The organism is Paenibacillus lupini, from assembly GCF_011761355.1.
Lineage (GTDB): Bacteria > Bacillota > Bacilli > Paenibacillales > Paenibacillaceae > Pristimantibacillus > Pristimantibacillus lupini.
Window position 1 is genome coordinate 472858 of sequence record NZ_JAASRW010000003.1, and the last position, 18121, is coordinate 490978.

Genomic DNA, 18121 nt, shown 5'->3' on the forward strand with positions numbered 1-18121 from the left:
CGCTCGCTTGATGAACCAGCAGTTCACCTGATTGAATTAATCAGTCAAATTAAAAAATGGCGGTGCTAGGGTGTGATCCCTGCACCACCATTTTTGGCTATTGGTCTATTTTCTGCCTTCTTTAATTCAATTCTTAACCTAAATATTGTTATATTCCTCATCTGATACTGGTTCCAACCATTCAGGTGTACCAGCAGTGATTGCAATGTGTTCAAACCAACTGTCTTTTGCGGCACCATGCCAATGTTTCACACCATCGTGAGTGACAATAACATCGCCTGCTTTTAAGAATTGAGCAGGCTTTCCTTCTTCTTGGTACCAACCTTCGCCACCAGTTACCAATAAAATTTGAAATCCATCACGATGGATATGCCAGTTATTTCTGCATGCTGGTTCGAAAGTTACATTCCCAACACCAACACTCACTTTAGGATCAGCAACTAATCCTTTAAGAAAACTTTGTCCCACAAAATATTGTGCATATGCTTCATTTTTTTCACCCACTGGAAAAATAACGCCATTCTTTACTTCTTCATGTTTTACCATTTTATCCTCTCCAATATACTATATTTTGTTTTATTAACCAACTTGAACAGTTGGACGAATAATCATTTCATTAATCGCTATATCTGATGGTTGCTCAATGGCAAAGGCGATTGCACGAGCAATGCCGTCAGCATCAATTGCAACTTGGTAAAATTCCTTTAATCCTGCTTTCATCGTTGGGTCTGTTATAGTTTCTAATAATTCACTGTTGACAGCCCCAGGAGAAATATTGGTCACACGGATATTTGTAGCACTTATCGCTTCTTCTTGACGTAAGCCCTCAGAGATGGCTTTTACCGCAAATTTAGTGCCACTATAAACCGTCCCACCTGGGTAGATATTATGTCCAGCTACTGAAGAAAGATTGATTACATGACCGGATTTACGTTCTCTCATAGATGGAACAATAGCAGCGATGGCGTAAAGAACGCCTTTGATGTTCACATCAATCATCTTATCCCACTCATCCACTTTATTTTCAGCAAGAAAAGCTTGTGGCATGATGCCGGCATTGTTGACTAGCACATCAATTTTTCCAAATTCATTAAGAGCATACGCAGCGAGTTCTTCGATTTGTTGACGAGAAGACACATCTGTCACTTTATAAATAGCTTGTCCGCCACTGGTTTGAATCTCATCTTGTAGTTTCTTTAAACGGTCTTCACGACGAGCTGCGAGTACCAACTTTGCACCTTTAGATGCAAGTTCTTTTGCAGTAGCTTCTCCAATTCCGGAAGAAGCTCCAGTAAGAACGACTACTTTATTTTTAATATTTGACATAATAAGCAACACCTTTCTAATTTTCAGGAATAATTTCATTAACGCAAGCTAATGCATTAAGTGTTCTTGGAAAGCCCATATATGGAAGACAGTGGGTGATGGCATTAATCATTGTTTCCTTGTTATTCCCCACATTTTTGTTACCCTGCACATGGCCTTTAATCTGGAATTCAGTCCCACCCATTGCACTTATGATGCAGAGCGTTAACAACTCACGCATTTTCAAATCGAGTCCATCTCGAGTGTAGAAATCTCCGAAGCAAAAAGCAGAAAGATATTCCTGAATATGCTTTTGATTTGATGGGGTACTCTCTTGCATTTTTGTAATAATATCTCCAAAGATCTCTACCTGCACTGAGACTCCCTTGTCGAAGCGATTTTCTTCATTAACCTGCTTTTGGCTTTCAATTGGTAATGAAATATTCTTGGACTTGAAAACCTCATTGACTTCATTGATAGCGTTTAACGTTTTTGGGAATCCGATATACGGAGCACACTGGTAAACAGCTTCTTTAATTTCTACAGGTGTTAGCCCAACATTCAGTGCTGCACTAACATGTGCCTTTAGTTGAGGCAACGTCTGATTGGTTGTAAGCACCACCAGGGTAATCAACTCACGCATTTTGTCGTCAAGGTTGCCATGATAGAAGACTTCCCCAAAAATGAAATGGTTCAGTATGTCCTGAAAATCAGGATCAGTTTCACGTACAGCGGTTACTCCCTCACCAAATAGCTGGTTGAACTTTTCCTTGCTCTTTTCAATACGGTTCATAATTCAAACTCCTCCTTGATTGTATTTGATTTCAATATTATTCCAAAGGTAATAATATTTGATGCGCTAGTTAATCGCACATTGATGTGTTACCGCACATCTGTGTATAATATAAAATGAAATGAGGTTGTCAGCAATAATCAAAATGCTTATTTCGTGCGTTATTGCACAAGTTAATTAAAATTGTACGGTAAATTTTAAGGAAGTTTGGTGGTTATTAAAAAATGTCTATGTTGGATAGAAGAGTTCAAAAATCACAAAAGGCAATAAAAAATGCTTTTATTGAACTGATGTCTGAGAAGAGTTTTGATAATATTACAATCCAAGATATTTCCGACAGGGCAAATGTCGGTCGAAGAACCATTTATGATCATTACATGGATAAATTTGATTTATTGGATAAGCTAATTGAAGAACATATTAATGAATTAAGGAACCTCTGTGAATCGACGGCTGATATGAGCTTTGTTGAGGGAAATCTTATGTGGTTTGAATACTTCGAACGTAATTATTCATTTTTTTCAACAATGCTAAAAAGTAAAGGAGCCCCTACTTTTCGTATTCATTTCCTAAAACTTGTGATCGAAGAGTTAGAGGGGGAAGTAGATGTAACCGAAGGGAAAAATAAAGGATTAAGTAAGTCTTTGATTCTAAATTTTTTTGGAGCTGCAATCGTGGAGACAGTAGAAGCATGGATCGCCAATGGATTATCTGAACCAACTCAAGTTGTGGCAGAACAGGTGGGAATCTTGTTAGATAGGAATTTTTAGTTTTATCATATACAACGAAGATTGTGAGGGAATATACTCTTAAGCTAACGGGAAACGTTAGTTGAGAACAATAAAAATGGCAGCCGATCACTGGATGATCAGTTGCCATTTTTATTGAAGTAAAGGGCAGATTAGCGCGATGACAGAGTATGGAAATAAAGGAAAAATTGAGGCGGGTTTCGAATACTAAATATGACCAAACAAATTGAATGAAGGTGCTCTCAATGAACTCCCTTATTAAAGAATCAGTAATAAAACTCGCAGAGAAATTTCAGTTACCAGAACGTATTGTGAACATTGAAGATCTACCCTGGGTTCCGTTTACTGATAATCACTCTTCTTATTTCAAACCTTTACGCTTTGATCTAAACACCGGAACATGGATTTACTTATTTAAGATTAAGAGTAATCAGATTTTGGGAAGACATAGACACACTGGAGGATCGGTAATTGGCTATAATATTCAGGGCAAATGGAGATATGAAGGGCGCGAATGGGTTGCTGTTCTAGGAACCTTTATATTTGAGCCTCCAGGCGACATTCATACCCTTATTACAGAAGAGGAAGAAGTAGTAACTCTATTTATATGGGGCGGCTCTCTTCAGTATTTTGATGAGAACGATCAAATTATTGGGCAAGACGACATTTATACTGTCCTGAATAAATATAAAGTTTATTGCGGTCTACATGGAATTGAACCTAGAGATGACCTTATTTATTAAAAATAGTTACACATAGGATCCGTTGAACTAAGGAGAATTTGATAGTTCAATAACACACGTAGTAGCTAGACATTGTAAATTAGGTGGTGATAGTACAATGGTTACTGTTAGGAAAGCAAATGAAGGTGATTTATCAAGAGCAGCTAAATTATCTGAATTATGGGCTACTGAAGGTATCACTTACGGTCTGGGGGCAAATACCGAAGAAATTTTAAGGAACTACATAGGGGATTACTTCTGGGTCGCAGAGATTGACTCTATAGTAGTAGGATATATAACAGGAACAGTCCATGAAAGTGATGGATTGGCTGTCATTGGAAAAGGTGAAAGTTACCTTGAGGTCGATGAGGTTTATGTTCATCCAGATTATCGGAGTGACAATATCGGGCATGCGATGGTTGATAAGCTGCTCCAATCAGCTGAAAGCAATGGTATAACTCATTCCACAGTGTATTCCGCAAGTAAGCAGTGGCAAAAAATCGTTGGTTTTTACGAAAAGCACGGTTTTAAGATGTGGTTTGTTCAAATGTACCGATAAGCGACATGTGATTACGCTAACTGGGAACGATAGTTGAAAAGCCAGACTGATAAAGCTGCCGTTGAACAATCGGTAGCTTTGTTACGTTAATGGGAGAATAGTTCAATTAATGACAGATATGATTGAAAGAATAAATAATGATCTTCAAACAGAAGCCGCTTCCACTATTGCTAATATTTCCCTTATAAACTATATTGGTTTTATCCTACTAAGAAAGCGAGTGGTTACAGTGAGAACAATTCAATTTGGTGGTAAAACAGTTATTTTAGAGGTGCGGAAGGGATAATCATTTAAACTATCTCCTTCCGTGCAAAAAAACCAAAACCACGGAGGGTAAAAATTATATGTCTTTTAGTTATTACGGAGAACTGTGTACAGAGGTTTATGATCTGACCAAAGAAATTGGACATTCATTTAACGGAGATATTGAATATTATCAAGAGAGACTTAAACATTGCAACGGACGGATTCTAGAGGCAATGGTAGGTTCTGGACGTGTCATTATTCCACTTCTTAAATCAGGTCTTGTTGTCGATGGAGTAGACTACTCTTCTAAGATGTTGGATTCATGCAGACAACGTTGTGAGGTTCATGATTTAAAAACCAATTTATATCAAGCTGACTTAAAGGAACTCGCATTGTCCAATAAATATGAAGCAATCATTATTCCTGCGGGTTCATTTTTGTTAATAGAACAACGGTCTGAAGCGAAGGAAGTCTTAAAACGACTGTACGATCATCTGGATATTGGTGGGCGTCTTATACTAGACCTACATTTGCCTGGAAATAATTACAACAGCTCTGATAATGGGCACTGGAACGGTTCATCGACATTTCACTTACCAAATGGTGACATAATCACTATGGAAGGGAAGTGTGTCGAAGCTGATTTATTCTTTAACCAGTACAGAGTAGACTATATAAAGTATGAAAAGTGGCGTAACGGAACACTAATTCAAACTGAATTACAACGTTTTGCAAAGCGGTGGTACGGAGTGGAAGAATTTAAGTTAATTCTAGAAAGTATTGGTTTTACCGATGTAACTGTATCTGCCGATTTTGAATTCGGAAAGATACCGACCAATGGAAATCAACAATTCGTTTATGAAGCTACAAGATCATAATTAAGTAACATACCTAGAGCCACTCCATTGTTTGGAGTGGCTCTGTCTTATATATTGATATGTATTTTGTGATCAAACTTTAAATTCGTACTTAGATACATTACGGTGAACCTTGTCATAAATAAAAGTGCGGTTATTGAAGTAACTGGGAACGTTAGTTCAGCCATCTAGGAGCAGTTTGCCACAACGGCAGTTGCTCTTTTTTATTAGGTAAAGGGCAGGATATTACCAATATATGGTACTATCTTTAATGAGGTGATTACTTATGAATTGGTTACAAGGAGGACCTTTTTTAGAACTTAGCTTTATAATTAATGAACCAACTAAGATAGAAAGAGTCATCTCTAAGTTGAAGAATCTAGATGTTAAAATAGAAGTTCATAACCCTCCGGAATACCTTCAACAATACTACGAGGGCTATCCTTATGATGAGGATGATCCTCACAGTGTAATGATTCATCAAATAACACTCAACATAACTGTTCATACTACCCGGCTACGGAGGGCTTTACTTTTCGTTGAGAAAATCAGTTCAAAATTATTGTCATTTTCGATTTGCTTTTACGGAGATGCATTTGATGCCCCAGAGTGGAATCAGTTAGGTGTGAGAGATGATGAGTTAGACGAGTTCATTAGTCTTCTGATCTCTCTCTATATGGAATTAGATTTTAGCGTGGGCGGTTTAGCCATAGAAGAAGACATTAAGGGTTTGTTTGATGTTAGTGAAGGATGGCCAAATGAAAAATATCACTTAGCAAATCTTAATTTCAAGGATAGCCTACAAAATTTTCTGGCCATCATAATAAACCGGTCATTAAAGGACAATTTCCCAGATGAACATTTCATCCTAAAAGATAACTCTTATTTACTTTACCGAACCGAATTACGCTAACGTAAGAACAATAGTTCAATTAATACAACGGCGGCGGGAGGATAGTGTAACAACAAAAGAGAAGAAATATCCGGTAGTTAAAACGGCAGAATTCTCATATAGGAGTGTAATTATGGATTTTTCAAAATTAAATGGACTCGAGAAAAATGAAGGTGCAGGAGAATTAGACCTTCTTAAAGCTGAGAAAGAGTTAGGAGGTAGGCTCCCGATTCTTTACAAAATGATCTTAAAAAGAATGAACGGATTTATACTTGATGATGGTGTGTGTCTTTATGGCACTGAAGATTTGAGTGAACGTAACTCCACCTGGGAAGTAGCTGTTTATGCAAAAGAGTTCATTGCAATTGGGGATGATAGCGGAGGTACAGTATTACTGATGCCATTTAAAGAAGACTCAACAGTAATAATTGCTGTTGATGCTGGAGATATGAACCCCTCCAACGGTGTCCTTGTATCTGCAGATATCGTTAACTGGATCGAAAACGGATGTCAAATTGCCTATTAAGCATATCAAAGAATGCTGGTGTTCGTGACGTTGGAACCCGATAAAGTCATTTCTGCAATTTTTGGAGGTGTATTTCATGCAAAAGGCAATCGTCGTTCATTATTTTAACGAAAAAAAGAATAACTTAGCTGAGCTAAATCAACTGTTGCAAGATGGATGGAAAGTTGTAAGCCAGAATCCTATGTCTTGTTCTGAGTCTGGTGGTACAGTTTATTCACTTGCTATACTTGAGAAAAATTAGTACATATGGATTCATTGAAGTAACTGGGAACTTTAGTTCAACAATACATGAGCAGTTTGCCACTGTGACAGCAGCTCTTTGTGTCGTTAAGCTGTTAGGCAACGGCAACAAGAGCATGTGTAGAGGCGTCTATATAATGGGAATCCTTTCTAAAAAGGAGATGGTTTGCTGGTTAATTTATGTGGTTTACTCTATAGGGCATGTTGATGCATGGAACGATGATAACCGTCTTGCTATTGCACTACTTATTGCATTTGCAGGATTAGTGATTTTCCCAGTTTATTTTGAATCAATTTATTTATTTGCAAAAGTAAGAAAAAGGGAAACGATGTAGCAGCTGTAGATCATTCTGATCCTGAATTGATTTATATTTATATTTTTAATACAGAAGCTGCTCGTAAATCCGGCACAAAAGAATTTAATGAGAAAATGAAAAATGCCCAATTTACTACGTATCCTTTTTTATAAGAGAAAGGAAATATACTCACTATTTATTGGGCTAAATCAAAAGAAAAACCGCTTCTTAATGATCAGATAAAATCAGCGATTGAAAAGCTGTAAAGATACAACTTAGCATTGAACTAATTGGGAAACTATAGTTGAATAGCCAAACGTAACAAAGCTGCCGGTACACGATCGGCAGCGATGATATGGGCGCAATCATCATCGAATTATGACAGGGCGGCGCCGACGGATCCGCTCATTAGGAGGTTTGATCAGTAGTTTGTGTCAATGGACAACAACAATACAATACTCCTCCAAGGAAAAGAGCTTATATTGTCCTCCTCCGGCCAATCGACATGAACATAGCCATCGTAGGGAAGACTACCGCTAGTTCAACCTGTGGAGAGATTCGCCTCTAACATTATTCATTCTATACAAACTGTGATAAAATTAATTTGTCACCTTTCAACCGGTTAGGCAGATACTGAGCTCGAGCAAAAGAAATCAAAAAGGGTGTGTCGAGATGTCGAAACTCCAAGATATTATTAAAATCTCCAGAAAAATCATTTATTATAAGGGCTACCAAGCTACGTCGATCAGCGATATTATGGACGAGGCTCACATCGGAAAAGGACAGTTCTATCATTACTTTTCGTCCAAGCACGACCTTGGCCTGGCCGTCGTCGATGATCTGGTCAAGGAATGGGAAAGGGATGTATTCGAAGGCATTTTCGCAGCCGATCTTGATCCTATCGTGAAATTAAATAAAATGCTTAACAGGACGTTGACCATCCATACAGACCAAGAAGGGAAATCGGGTTGTCCCGCGGGGAACCTCGCCATTGAGATGAGCGAACACGACGAGACGTTTCGGCTAAAAGTCCACTATATATTCGACCGGTGGATTTTGTCGATCGAAGGCGCGCTCAGCGAGCTGAAAGCACAGGGGCATCTACCGTCGGACATCGATGCCAAACAGCATTCACAAGCCATCGTATCTATGATCGAAGGCGCCATTTTATTAATGAAGAGCCAAAAAGAAGTCAGCTTTCTCACGAACGCCATCGCGATCATTCGCTCGCAATATCGCCTTTCTTGAGCCCCGATTGCCTCCATCCTTTTCCATTGTGCATGCGAAGCGATTTTGATATGATCTGTCTGTACCTAATGGTAGGTACAATATAGAATAGAAACTGCGCTGATGAAGGAAGGGGTACCCAGATGCTTGGCATTCATTTTTTTTGCCGATTCTGTACCGACAAGTAGGTACAATTTTAAGTTAAGGAAACAAATGCACGGCAAGTGATATCGCTTATGGATCCTATAAAAGGGTAGGAATGCAGGCTCAAAACTAAACTTACAAGATGAATGGAGCGAATGCACGTGAAAACACTAGTCATCGTTACCCACCCGAATATCGAATCGTCCGTCTGGAATAAAGCATGGGTGAATGAATTGAAAAAGCATGATGAGATCACGATTCATGAATTGTACAAAGAATATCCGGACGAAAACATTGATGTCCATCGGGAGCAGCAGTTAGTCTTAGCCCATGAGCGGATTATTTTCCAATACCCGCTTTATTGGTACACCGCGCCGCCATTGCTGAAAAAATGGTTCGAAAACGTGCTGCTGTACAACTGGGCATACGGTCCGGGAGGGACGAAGACAACCGGGAAAGAAATCGGGGTCGCGTTCTCGTATGGCGCGCCTAAAGATGCGTATCAACCGACCGGTTCCAATCACTTCACGCTGGAAGAAATTTTGGTTCCCTTCCGAGCACTTACCAACTATATCAGCGCCGTATACCTGCCTCACTTTGCGTACAACACGCTCGACGAAACGCTCTTGGAGCAAAGCAGCAAAGATTATGTACGGCATATTACGACGGTTAAGCCGTTACTTATATGAAATACGTAATTATTGACGCGATTTGTCCCTGGTACCAGATAGAACGGCCAGTCTGCATACCACTCTGATATAAATGCCTTCCGCAAGGTGATGCCGGCCGATTGGGCGGAATTGTACAATTCGAAGCCACAATGAAACATTATAACCAGACCGGTGCGCATTTCGGTCTTCGATTTCATAGTTACTGATCTCTCTAAAGCCCCGGATTCATACCTGCAAAAATCTCAATTTCTCTTGCTGAGTTTTTGCCAGTTGGTCTACTTTATGAAATTAGCCGAAGCTTTGATGTATCCGAGGGTACTGCCGGAATTACAGTGACGTCCACTTCTATACTGGCGGCCATTGCGGGTCCGATTCTTACGATAGCTATCGGACGTTTGGATCGCCGGGTGGTGGTTCTCGGACTGTCGTTGCTGCTTATTGTATCTAATGTACTTTCGATGATTACAACCCATTTCTTTGTGCTAGTCATTGCGCGAATCATCCTTGGATTAAGTGTTGGAGGATTCTGGGCTGTGGCTATGACTGCTCAAGCAAAGTTAGTTCCGCAAGAGAAGGTAGCAAAAGCAATCTCGATTGTCCTCGGAGGATTTGGGATTGGCACGGTCATAAGTGTTCCATTTGCGTCTTATATGGCCGCATATTTTGATTTGAGAAGCGTTTTCATGGTAGGATGCATACTTGCGATTGCTGTTTTTATCATCCAGCTCATACTGCTTCCGAGAATTCCGATGGAACAGGGGGTTCGTGGAAAAGATTTTTTGGAGCTGTTGAAAATGAAGAATGTAATAACGGTCTTTGTTATTGCGATTCTCATTGTGGGTGGTCAATTTGCAGCCTACACTCATATAACACCCTTTTCCAGCAAGTGACTTTAATCGGCACGAATCTGCTTAGCGCGATACTGCTTGTCTACGGGATTGTTTCCTTCCTAAGCAATTTTGCCGCTGGGTTTCATAGCCGAACGCTGCCTCAAGGGATTGTTAGTGGGAACAGTAGTTATTTTCCTTATTTCATTGCTGGGCATTTCACTGATTGGACATAACGTTGTCATTTCAATCATTGCTTTCATTATTTGGGCAATCGCCTGGGGAATGGCTCCCTTGGGCCTGCAGCTATTGTTTTTTTCAACTGCTGGGAATGCTATAGAAGCCATGAGTCCGATCTATGTAGGTATTTATCAGTTGTCTGTCAGCTTGGGAGCTTTAATAGGCGGTTTGGCAGTCGATACGATCAATGTAACCAGCGCGATGTGGCTGGGAGCGTTCTCGTTCGCTTTGGTACTCATCTTTCTTACGGTTACCTCGACAGTCAATAACCGTTCTCTAGTCAGTCAAACAGAATAACGCAATAATTGTTGAAGGCGATCGTGCTTAAATCCCTTAGGGAAGCGCGATCGCCTTTACTAATGTTTTAAGCGCTCACCGCTTGAATTATGCGGGGAGTTGACATAAGTGGATACCGAAGCCTGCCGCTGGAAGTCGCAAAGATGGGCGAGAAGCGTAGCGAAACTGCTGGAACATAAATCGCGACGGAGGTCGAGGATTCAACTAACTGGGAAACGATGGTTGAAAAGCCAAACGAATAGAGCGCCGGCGTGCAACCGGCAGCTTTATTCCGTTAACGGACATAATAGCTCCCAATTCAAGAACTAGGCGATAGCAACGACTTGCATCCTTCGACACTTTGTTACCTCCCTGTAATGCTTTAGAATTATCTATATCACATTTTTCATTGAAACATTTCTACAATTATTTACGTTTCTTAGGCATACAGGAAGGAGGAGGAAGTTTGAGTAAAAAATCAATACTTATTTCTTTGTCTGTTGTAGGTGTTGTGATTGTAGTTATGATTGTCATCGGCATCTACAAAGGAAATTCAGACTTTTTTAATCAATTCAAAAGTTTTTCTGTAATGATTGATAATCAATCAGATTATGACCTTACTCAAATAGAAACAGGTGTTATGGGTGGATCCCAAGGATCCGAGAGTGAAGAAAAATCAAAGGTAGTACAAGAGTATCAACTTGCTAGCGGAAGAAAGGTTACAATTAAACCAGATCTTCATCTAACCGGTGAAGGCGGTATTTACTTGAAATTTACAGACTCGCGTGGAGAAACAATAAAGAAAACAATCTGTTCGTATACAGAGTCTTTGTCTGGACATTCGAATGTAACGATTAACAACGATTCCGTAAATGTAGTTGAAAAATGTAGTTAAACAAAAAAAGTTGGTGCGAAAGGGGACTGCCCCCCTGGCTTGAGACAAATTAAAAACACCTTCAAGAGATAGCTTCCATGTCGTAAGATATGGAGGACAACTTTGGAGGTGTTTTTTGTTGGCAACAAGAGTTAGTTAGAAACCAAACAACGGAATTGGTAGTCAAAGGTTCAAAGCTGGAGGAAATTGAGAGAGTCCGAGTAAATGACTATGAAAGCGGGATTTTACGAAGAGAAGAACTAAGACGTAAATACAATCCAAGAGAAGTGATCTTCGTTTTAGAAAAGTATTTAGAATGAGTTACTTCAAGGGGGTCTGTGACATTGAAAAAATGGAGTATTGCACTCATTGTCTCGCTGCTCATGTTTGTTTTGCAAACGGGGTGTACAGGTGGAACGCAAAACCTAGGCAAAGAGGCATCGAACAAGGAGGAGAATGCCACGCCGGCGGCCAGCAAAGCGGCGGAGAATACACTGTCTCCCGACCCGACTATGGCTGCTTTGCCCGCGACTACGCCGGACCAGAAGCTGCCGAAGCGTGACCCGCAGTCAGCGCCGCTTGACGTATTTCAACAGGCTAAACAGCTTGGGAGAGGAGTCAATCTTGGCAATGCACTTGAGGCTCCGATAGAAGGGCAATGGGGAATCATTTTACAGGAAAGCGACTTCAAGACGATCAAGGATGCTGGCTTCGAAACGGTCCGTGTTCCGATCAAGTGGTCGGCGCATGCGGATGCGGAAGCTCCTTACGCTATTGATTCCAAGTTTATCGAGCGCATTGATTGGGTCGTCGACCAGGCGCTGAAGCAGGGGCTGAACGTAGTTCTTGACATGCACCATTTCGATGAGATCTATTTGAATCCAGATGAGCAGGAGGCTCGTTTTCTGGCGCTATGGAAGCAAATCTCGGCACGGTACAAAGAGCTTCCCAGCAATGTGTATTTTGAGCTGCTCAATGAACCAAACGGTTCTCTGACCTGGTCAAAATGGAATAGAACGCTGAAGAAAGCGCTCGATACGATTCGGAGCGAGGATCAGTGGCATACGGTCATTATCGGCTCCGTCAACTGGAGCAATTATGCTGATCTTGTGTCGCTAGACATTCCGGTTAACGAACACAACGTTATCGTTACGTTCCATTATTACGATCCTTTTCTCTTCACTCACCAGGGAGCAGAATGGGCAGGTCCGGAAATCGGAACCATCGGCGTCATTTGGCCAGGTCCCCCGGCGCAGAAGACGGAACCGATCACTGCCGCCAAGCAGGTGAAGTGGGTGGACGATTGGTTCCAAGATTACAATACGAAACCGGTGAAAACGAATCCGGCAGGTCCCAATTCGATTGTGGAAGCATTCGATAAGGTGAGCAATTGGGCAAAGGAGCACCATCGCCCGATCTATCTTGGCGAATTCGGTGCGTACAACAAAGCCGATATGCCTTCACGAGCACGGTGGACGACTTTTGTGCGAGAGGAAGCGGAAAAGCGCGGTTTCAGCTGGGCTTATTGGGAATATAGCTCGGGCTTCGGCGTATTCGACCCGATAGCTAATCAGTATCGGAATGAATTGCTGGAAGCACTTATTCCTCATAAGGAATAGTAAGGAAATCAAATCAGCAATTGAGAACCTATAAAGAAAATAAGCATTCAACTAATGTGGAACGAGGGGGTTGAATAGCAAAACTGAATGAAGCTGCCGGTACACGATCGGCAGCTTTGTTACGTTAATGGGCAGGTTAGTTTAATGAATTAGTGAAATATATTAAAGGTGAGCTACTTGCAAAGTTGCAAGGGGTATGACACCTATTATTGATAGGTCATTGTTTTGAGGAGTGAAGTGAACTATGTATCATACTTCGCCGGAAACGGCGCTAAAAATGAAACGGTGGCCAAAGAATACCATAGCGGCGGGTCATCGGCATTCCGTTGGTCTCCTTTCGGACGGCACGGTAATGGCTGTGGGGAGAGTGGACGAAATACTGAAAATCAAAGGAGATTTAAGAGAATTGTTTATTGAATTTGAAACATCTGAACAGACGATGCAGTCATGAAGGAGAAAATCTTGCAAGTCATTCAACAAATTTCATGAATTATAATAGTAGTCAATAAAGGGCCATCCATTATAAGGTGGCCCTTCAAACTTGCCGGAAACCAACCTGTTAGACCATGCCGAAAAGACACGATTTAGGAAACAACAATCCCCTTTATCACCCTGACATGATTGTAGTTGAAAACGAATACACTTGATTGAGACCAAAGGGAATATATCAAGAATGGAGGGTTGGTATGATTAGAAATCGAGTTTCAGTAATGCTGGTGCTCGCGATTCTGGTGCTGTCCGGGTTGGGACTAGCCGGCTGCACGAGCGACGGCTCCGGGAAGGAAATTGCCGTCATGGTGCCGAGCGCGGATCATGGTTGGACGGGGGCTGTTCTGACTTACGCACAGGAGAAGGCAGATGAGCTGAATAAGGACGATGCGGTGAAGGAGAAATTCAAAGTCAAGGTGTTTGCAGCGACGGATGTGGAGAACCAAATTAAGCAAGTGGATGACCTCTTGAGTAAATCGGGCAGCATAGGCGGCATTGTTATTCTTCCGTACGATAACGGTCTTCAATCGACTCTGGAGAAAATTGCGGCCGCAGATATCCCCTTTGTCCAATTCGACCGTGTCATAACGAGTCCGATGATCGATGAGAAGGTGGTCTCGAACGTAAAGGGCGATAACGAAGGCATCGGTTATGAGACGGCTAAGCGATTCGTTGAGAAGGGTCTCACCAAGGACGATTATGTCTATGAAATGATCGGAGACAATTCCTCCGTGCCGGAGCTTCGTTCGAACGGATTCAGGACATACCTAAGCGAGCAAGGCTGGACAAAAGAAGAGATCGACAAGACAGTGGTGAAATCCGCAGCCACCGGCTGGAGCCGCGATACAGGGAAGGAGCTGTTCGAATCGTGGTTCGGTAGCGCCCAGCTTGATACCTCCAAGGAGAATTGGATCTTCACGCACGATGATGAAATCGCTATCGGCGTCCTGGAATCTCTGAACGGTTCAGCCCTTGATGCAGGCAAGAAGGAAGCGTTTCTGAAGCAGCTGAAGGCACTGGGCGCCTCTTCGGGTCTTGCCGAAATGCATGCAATTTTGAAAGACAAACATCAGACAATAGCACGCCCGTCCACATTCGATATCTTTTCGGTAACCTACGATCCGGCTATGATTCAAGAGGCCATGCAGGTGATAACGGACTTCCTCATGAAAAAAGGAACAGTCGAGCAGGATCACGTCATTCCGGTTAAGGTCGTCGATGCCGGCAACGTAGCGGATTTCAAGGCGTTCGGCACGTACGAAGAGAAATAGTACGGTAAATAAACCGCTCATGAGATGATCGTGCTTATGAGCGGATTATCCTAATATACAAGGTGAGTGGGGGCATATGGAACTGCTGAAGATGGACGGCATCACCAAAGCGTTCTACGGAGTTACTGTGCTCGACCGCGTTAGTCTGAGCGTTAACCGGGGAGAAGTACACGCCTTGCTCGGAGAGAACGGTGCGGGCAAATCCACACTGATGAACATCCTGGCTGGCGTTCATAGCAAGGATAACGGCCTGATCTCTTTCGACGGCAGGGAGATCACCCAATACAGCATCAAGTCGGCCGAGCAGCACGGGATTGCCTTTGTTCATCAAGAACTGAATATATTTAACGATTTGCGTGTGTACGAGAATGTGTTTCTGGGCAAGGAGCTGACCGGTCCCCTCGGCAGATTGCGAAAGAAAGAGATGGTTGATCAGACATGCGCGTTGATGGGTAAACTGGGTGTCGATATAGACCCTATGGAATACGCAGGCAGCCTGGATACGGGAAAAAAGCAGCTGCTGGAAATCGCGAAGGTGCTTCAGGGGGAAGCGAAGCTTTTTATACTGGATGAGCCTACCACAGCGCTGAACAACGAAGAGATTGAGCGGCTGTTCTTTATTATCCGAAGATTGAAAAATGCCGGCAAAAGCTTCATCTTTATCTCCCACAAGATGCCGGAGATCTTCCGGATTGCGGACCGCTTCACCGTGCTTCGCAACGGAAAGCTGGTTGTATCGAATGACATCAAGCACACCACGCCGGAGGAAATCGCCAGACATATGGTCGGGGAACGGTATTCATCCGATGTAGGGTATGAAGAGCGCACGGCAGGTGTTGCAATCGTAGAGATACAGCAGCTCTCCGGCAGGCGGTTTCACAACGTCAACTTGAACGTGAAGAAGGGCGAAATCATTGCATTTACAGGCTTGGAAGGCGCTGGCTGCTCGGAGCTGTTGCAGACGATCTTCGGCGTATTGCAGCCTCATAGCGGCAGGCTTCTCATCTATGGCCGAAGCCTCCAGCCTCACAGCATCCGAAGCGCGATGAAGTTAAGAATAGCGATGGTTCCCGCGAGCCGCAAGGAAAACTCCGTCATCCCGGACCTCAACCTGCTCGAAAATACTTACCTCTCCGAGCACGCGATTCATTCCAGACAGAAGTTTATATTCAAAAAACGAGAGCTTCAAACCTACGAGGAGTTGAGAAAAAAGCTTGCAATCAAGGCGGGCAGCTATCGGGACATGATCACAAGCTTGTCAGGCGGAAACCAGCAGAAGATCATCCTGGCGCGGTCGCTGCGCACCAACGCGGACCTTATTCTTTTCGACAACCCTACGCAGGGGATTGACATCGGCGCGAAGCACGAAATATATAAGCTTATTCTCGAGCTGGCCAAGCAAGGAAAAACAATTATTGTCAATACACTCGAGATGACAGAGATTCAGAAAATTGCGGACCGTTGTGCGGTGTTTTATCGCGGGACCATTATGGCGATTCTGAACCGGGAAGAAATCAACGAAGAACGCGTCATGCTCCATGCGACAAACGCCATTGTTCCGGAGGAGAGGAGTGCGGCGGATAATGAGCGTCAACTATAAGCATCTGTGGTCCAACTACAACTACATTATCGTCTTTATCGGCATATTCATTGCCTTCTTGTTTACGAATGGCAGGGATACATCCTGGACCAGCATGACGAATATATTGCTTCACAGCGCCATTCTGGGGACGATTGCGCTCGGAATGGGATTCATCATTCTTACCGGGGATATCGATCTCTCTGTCGGCTCCTCCTTCGTCCTTGTCGGCGGGCTGACCATTATCGTTTACAACCAAGTGGATAACATCTTTGCAGGGCTGATCATCGCCATTCTGCTCGGAATGGTGTGCGGCTTCATTAACGGCGTGCTTGTTGGCTGGCTGCTGATGCCTTCGTTCATAGTCACTTTGGCAACGATGCTGATCTTTAGGTCGATCTCGCAATATATGATGAATGAGCGGGGTGAAACGAGATACAGCGTGGACGGGTCATTATCCAGCTATTCGGCGCTGTTTAAGCTCGGCAATGGAGAATTGTTAACACTCCCCGTTATTGGCATTATTTTTATCTGTATCGCAGTGGCTCTCACGTACATATCGTCCTCTACCAAATTCGGGAAGCGTGTCTATGCGCTCGGAAGCAATCCGCGCGCTGCTAAGCTAGCCGGTATCGATATTCATTGGACCAGAATCAAGGTATTCCTGCTTAGCGGCGCATTGGTGGGATTTGCAGCGTTCCTGAAGATTGCGAAAGATACCTCCTTCGACCCGGCAACGTCCGGTCAGAACTTCGAGCTCTATGCCATCGCTGCCGTTGTCATCGGCGGAATCAGCATGTCCGGCGGGAGAGGGAAAGTGGCGAGTATCGTGTTCGGCACCATGTCATTCACAATGATCGATAAAATCATAACGGCGGTCGGAATGAATGCGTTGTTGAACGATTCAGTAAAAGGGTTGATTCTCCTTGCCGCTGTAGGGTTGCAGATGGTGAAGCGGCAATCAAGGTAGGGAGCGAAGTTGGAGGCGATCGAACTTGAAGCACGCCTGCAGTTCTCTTGAAACAATATTGTCAGACGACAACAACATTTATACAATCGAAGTCGCATATATTGCGGCTTTTTTATTTTTTGAAAGAAGTTCTTGTCGTGAGCTCAAGACAAGAATTTCTATACAAAGCCGTATTAGGACAAGAACTTCTATACAAGGCCGTGTTCCCCAAAAGCATCAGATCGAGTTATTAAACAGATGTCGTAATTGATAGTTTAATTGAATTAAAACGAGTAAAGGGCAGGATAGCGTGGAAACTATCTTGAATAAATGATTAATAAATAATCGATGCGTTACTATAAAGGCTCCAGAAGAGCAAAGCTTGTAGACCGAGCAAAAGAGGTAATGGAGAACATTGGGACCGAGATAAACGGTATATGAACCAGGAATGGGAGGCTGATTTTGGTTCCTGGCAGGGGATATTAAGTGTTTATACCTGTCGGACGACAAGAACATCTATACAATCGAAGTCGCATATATTGCGGCTTTTTTATTTTATGTATAGAAGTTCCTGTCGTTTGCTCAAGACAAGAACTTCTATACATAACCGTATTAGGACAAGAACTTCTATACAAAGCCGGTGGCCAATAAGGTAGCACGTATAAGTTTTTTTCATGAGCAATTAATTTTGACTGCACGTTCTCTTACTCTCTAAATATTCGAGGTAATTAAGAGGGGATACTCGGCAAATTAGACCGGTATTTCGCTTT

At 42.7% G+C, this 18121-nt stretch carries 21 protein-coding genes and 1 pseudogene; 19 read left to right on the forward strand and 3 right to left on the reverse strand.

Going from position 1 to position 18121, the window contains the following annotated elements:
- Positions 1-138 precede the first annotated feature (138 nt).
- Genes FHS17_RS11725 through FHS17_RS11735 form a run of 3 tightly spaced genes read right to left on the reverse strand, consistent with a single transcriptional unit; the run spans position 139 to position 2098 of the window.
- Positions 139-546 carry a cupin domain-containing protein gene (locus FHS17_RS11725; RefSeq protein ID WP_167278583.1) on the reverse strand — a complete coding sequence of 136 codons (408 nt, stop codon included), beginning with the start codon at positions 544-546 and terminating at the stop codon, positions 139-141.
- Between the two features lie 33 nt (positions 547-579).
- On the reverse strand, positions 580-1326 hold the full coding sequence (locus FHS17_RS11730) for an SDR family oxidoreductase (protein ID WP_167278584.1): 747 nt from the start codon (positions 1324-1326) through the stop codon (positions 580-582).
- A gap of 16 nt (positions 1327-1342) precedes the next feature.
- Complete coding sequence (locus FHS17_RS11735) at positions 1343-2098, reverse strand: carboxymuconolactone decarboxylase family protein (protein WP_167278585.1); 756 nt, start codon at positions 2096-2098, stop codon at positions 1343-1345.
- Between the two features lie 224 nt (positions 2099-2322).
- Between FHS17_RS11735 and FHS17_RS11740 the strand changes: the two genes are divergently transcribed.
- From FHS17_RS11740 to FHS17_RS11830, 19 genes and pseudogenes are all read left to right on the forward strand, one after another.
- Complete coding sequence (locus FHS17_RS11740) at positions 2323-2868, forward strand: TetR/AcrR family transcriptional regulator (RefSeq protein WP_167278586.1); 546 nt, start codon at positions 2323-2325, stop codon at positions 2866-2868.
- 224 nt (positions 2869-3092) lie between these two features.
- Positions 3093-3590 carry a 2,4'-dihydroxyacetophenone dioxygenase family protein gene (locus FHS17_RS11745; protein ID WP_167278587.1) on the forward strand — a complete coding sequence of 166 codons (498 nt, stop codon included), beginning with the start codon at positions 3093-3095 and terminating at the stop codon, positions 3588-3590.
- A gap of 97 nt (positions 3591-3687) precedes the next feature.
- Complete coding sequence (locus tag FHS17_RS11750) at positions 3688-4128, forward strand: GNAT family N-acetyltransferase (RefSeq protein ID WP_167278588.1); 441 nt, start codon at positions 3688-3690, stop codon at positions 4126-4128.
- A 109-nt stretch (positions 4129-4237) separates the two neighbouring features.
- Positions 4238-4414, forward strand: coding sequence for a hypothetical protein (locus tag FHS17_RS11755; protein WP_167278589.1), 177 nt, complete (start codon positions 4238-4240; stop codon positions 4412-4414).
- Between the two features lie 58 nt (positions 4415-4472).
- The gene (locus FHS17_RS11760; RefSeq protein WP_167278590.1) at positions 4473-5252 is read left to right on the forward strand and encodes a class I SAM-dependent methyltransferase; all 780 of its coding nucleotides are present in this window, start codon (positions 4473-4475) and stop codon (positions 5250-5252) included.
- Between the two features lie 265 nt (positions 5253-5517).
- Positions 5518-6144 (forward strand): hypothetical protein, encoded by a 627-nt coding sequence (locus FHS17_RS11765; protein WP_167278591.1) that lies wholly within the window; start codon positions 5518-5520, stop codon positions 6142-6144.
- Positions 6145-6256: 112 nt separating this feature from the next.
- Positions 6257-6649 (forward strand): SMI1/KNR4 family protein, encoded by a 393-nt coding sequence (locus FHS17_RS11770; RefSeq protein WP_167278592.1) that lies wholly within the window; start codon positions 6257-6259, stop codon positions 6647-6649.
- Positions 6650-6725: 76 nt separating this feature from the next.
- Positions 6726-6890 carry a hypothetical protein gene (locus FHS17_RS11775; protein ID WP_167278593.1) on the forward strand — a complete coding sequence of 55 codons (165 nt, stop codon included), beginning with the start codon at positions 6726-6728 and terminating at the stop codon, positions 6888-6890.
- Positions 6891-7026: 136 nt separating this feature from the next.
- The gene (locus FHS17_RS11780) at positions 7027-7224 is read left to right on the forward strand and encodes a hypothetical protein (protein WP_243865303.1); all 198 of its coding nucleotides are present in this window, start codon (positions 7027-7029) and stop codon (positions 7222-7224) included.
- Positions 7225-7857: 633 nt separating this feature from the next.
- Entirely contained in the window at positions 7858-8433 is a 576-nt protein-coding gene (locus tag FHS17_RS11785; RefSeq protein WP_167278594.1) for a TetR/AcrR family transcriptional regulator, read from the forward strand.
- 284 nt (positions 8434-8717) lie between these two features.
- Positions 8718-9245 (forward strand): NAD(P)H-dependent oxidoreductase, encoded by a 528-nt coding sequence (locus tag FHS17_RS11790; protein WP_167278595.1) that lies wholly within the window; start codon positions 8718-8720, stop codon positions 9243-9245.
- Positions 9246-9472: 227 nt separating this feature from the next.
- Positions 9473-10117, forward strand: a complete 645-nt coding sequence (locus tag FHS17_RS11795; protein WP_341805828.1) for an MFS transporter — start codon at positions 9473-9475, stop codon at positions 10115-10117.
- A gap of 114 nt (positions 10118-10231) precedes the next feature.
- Complete coding sequence (locus tag FHS17_RS11800; protein WP_167278597.1) at positions 10232-10591, forward strand: MFS transporter; 360 nt, start codon at positions 10232-10234, stop codon at positions 10589-10591.
- Between the two features lie 445 nt (positions 10592-11036).
- Positions 11037-11465, forward strand: a complete 429-nt coding sequence (locus FHS17_RS11805) for a hypothetical protein (RefSeq protein WP_167278598.1) — start codon at positions 11037-11039, stop codon at positions 11463-11465.
- A 323-nt stretch (positions 11466-11788) separates the two neighbouring features.
- Positions 11789-13063, forward strand: a complete 1275-nt coding sequence (locus tag FHS17_RS11810; protein ID WP_208420332.1) for a glycoside hydrolase family 5 protein — start codon at positions 11789-11791, stop codon at positions 13061-13063.
- A 244-nt stretch (positions 13064-13307) separates the two neighbouring features.
- A pseudogene (locus tag FHS17_RS30550) lies at positions 13308-13439 on the forward strand (RCC1-like domain-containing protein); the annotation flags it as partial.
- Between the two features lie 310 nt (positions 13440-13749).
- Complete coding sequence (locus FHS17_RS11820; RefSeq protein WP_167278599.1) at positions 13750-14823, forward strand: substrate-binding domain-containing protein; 1074 nt, start codon at positions 13750-13752, stop codon at positions 14821-14823.
- Between the two features lie 76 nt (positions 14824-14899).
- Positions 14900-16423, forward strand: coding sequence for a sugar ABC transporter ATP-binding protein (locus FHS17_RS11825; protein ID WP_167278600.1), 1524 nt, complete (start codon positions 14900-14902; stop codon positions 16421-16423).
- Positions 16407-17372 (forward strand): ABC transporter permease, encoded by a 966-nt coding sequence (locus FHS17_RS11830; RefSeq protein ID WP_208420333.1) that lies wholly within the window; start codon positions 16407-16409, stop codon positions 17370-17372. The genes FHS17_RS11825 and FHS17_RS11830 overlap by 17 nt, the downstream gene beginning before the upstream one ends.
- Positions 17373-18121 lie beyond the last annotated feature (749 nt).

What these genes read in the sequence shown, in the direction of transcription:
- FHS17_RS11725 (WP_167278583.1), bottom strand. Translation starts at nt 546, where the DNA reads ATGGTAAAACATGAAGAAGTAAAGAATGGCGTTATTTTTCCAGTGGGT.
- FHS17_RS11750 (WP_167278588.1), top strand. Translation starts at nt 3,688, where the DNA reads ATGGTTACTGTTAGGAAAGCAAATGAAGGTGATTTATCAAGAGCAGCT.
- FHS17_RS11785 (WP_167278594.1), top strand. Translation starts at nt 7,858, where the DNA reads ATGTCGAAACTCCAAGATATTATTAAAATCTCCAGAAAAATCATTTAT.
- FHS17_RS11755 (WP_167278589.1), top strand. Translation starts at nt 4,238, where the DNA reads ATGACAGATATGATTGAAAGAATAAATAATGATCTTCAAACAGAAGCC.
- FHS17_RS11760 (WP_167278590.1), top strand. Translation starts at nt 4,473, where the DNA reads ATGTCTTTTAGTTATTACGGAGAACTGTGTACAGAGGTTTATGATCTG.
- FHS17_RS11825 (WP_167278600.1), top strand. Translation starts at nt 14,900, where the DNA reads ATGGAACTGCTGAAGATGGACGGCATCACCAAAGCGTTCTACGGAGTT.
- FHS17_RS11730 (WP_167278584.1), bottom strand. Translation starts at nt 1,326, where the DNA reads ATGTCAAATATTAAAAATAAAGTAGTCGTTCTTACTGGAGCTTCTTCC.
- FHS17_RS11770 (WP_167278592.1), top strand. Translation starts at nt 6,257, where the DNA reads ATGGATTTTTCAAAATTAAATGGACTCGAGAAAAATGAAGGTGCAGGA.
- FHS17_RS11780 (WP_243865303.1), top strand. Translation starts at nt 7,027, where the DNA reads ATGGGAATCCTTTCTAAAAAGGAGATGGTTTGCTGGTTAATTTATGTG.
- FHS17_RS11740 (WP_167278586.1), top strand. Translation starts at nt 2,323, where the DNA reads ATGTCTATGTTGGATAGAAGAGTTCAAAAATCACAAAAGGCAATAAAA.
- FHS17_RS11820 (WP_167278599.1), top strand. Translation starts at nt 13,750, where the DNA reads ATGATTAGAAATCGAGTTTCAGTAATGCTGGTGCTCGCGATTCTGGTG.
- FHS17_RS11735 (WP_167278585.1), bottom strand. Translation starts at nt 2,098, where the DNA reads ATGAACCGTATTGAAAAGAGCAAGGAAAAGTTCAACCAGCTATTTGGT.
- FHS17_RS11745 (WP_167278587.1), top strand. Translation starts at nt 3,093, where the DNA reads ATGAACTCCCTTATTAAAGAATCAGTAATAAAACTCGCAGAGAAATTT.
- FHS17_RS11765 (WP_167278591.1), top strand. Translation starts at nt 5,518, where the DNA reads ATGAATTGGTTACAAGGAGGACCTTTTTTAGAACTTAGCTTTATAATT.
- FHS17_RS11830 (WP_208420333.1), top strand. Translation starts at nt 16,407, where the DNA reads ATGAGCGTCAACTATAAGCATCTGTGGTCCAACTACAACTACATTATC.
- FHS17_RS11775 (WP_167278593.1), top strand. Translation starts at nt 6,726, where the DNA reads ATGCAAAAGGCAATCGTCGTTCATTATTTTAACGAAAAAAAGAATAAC.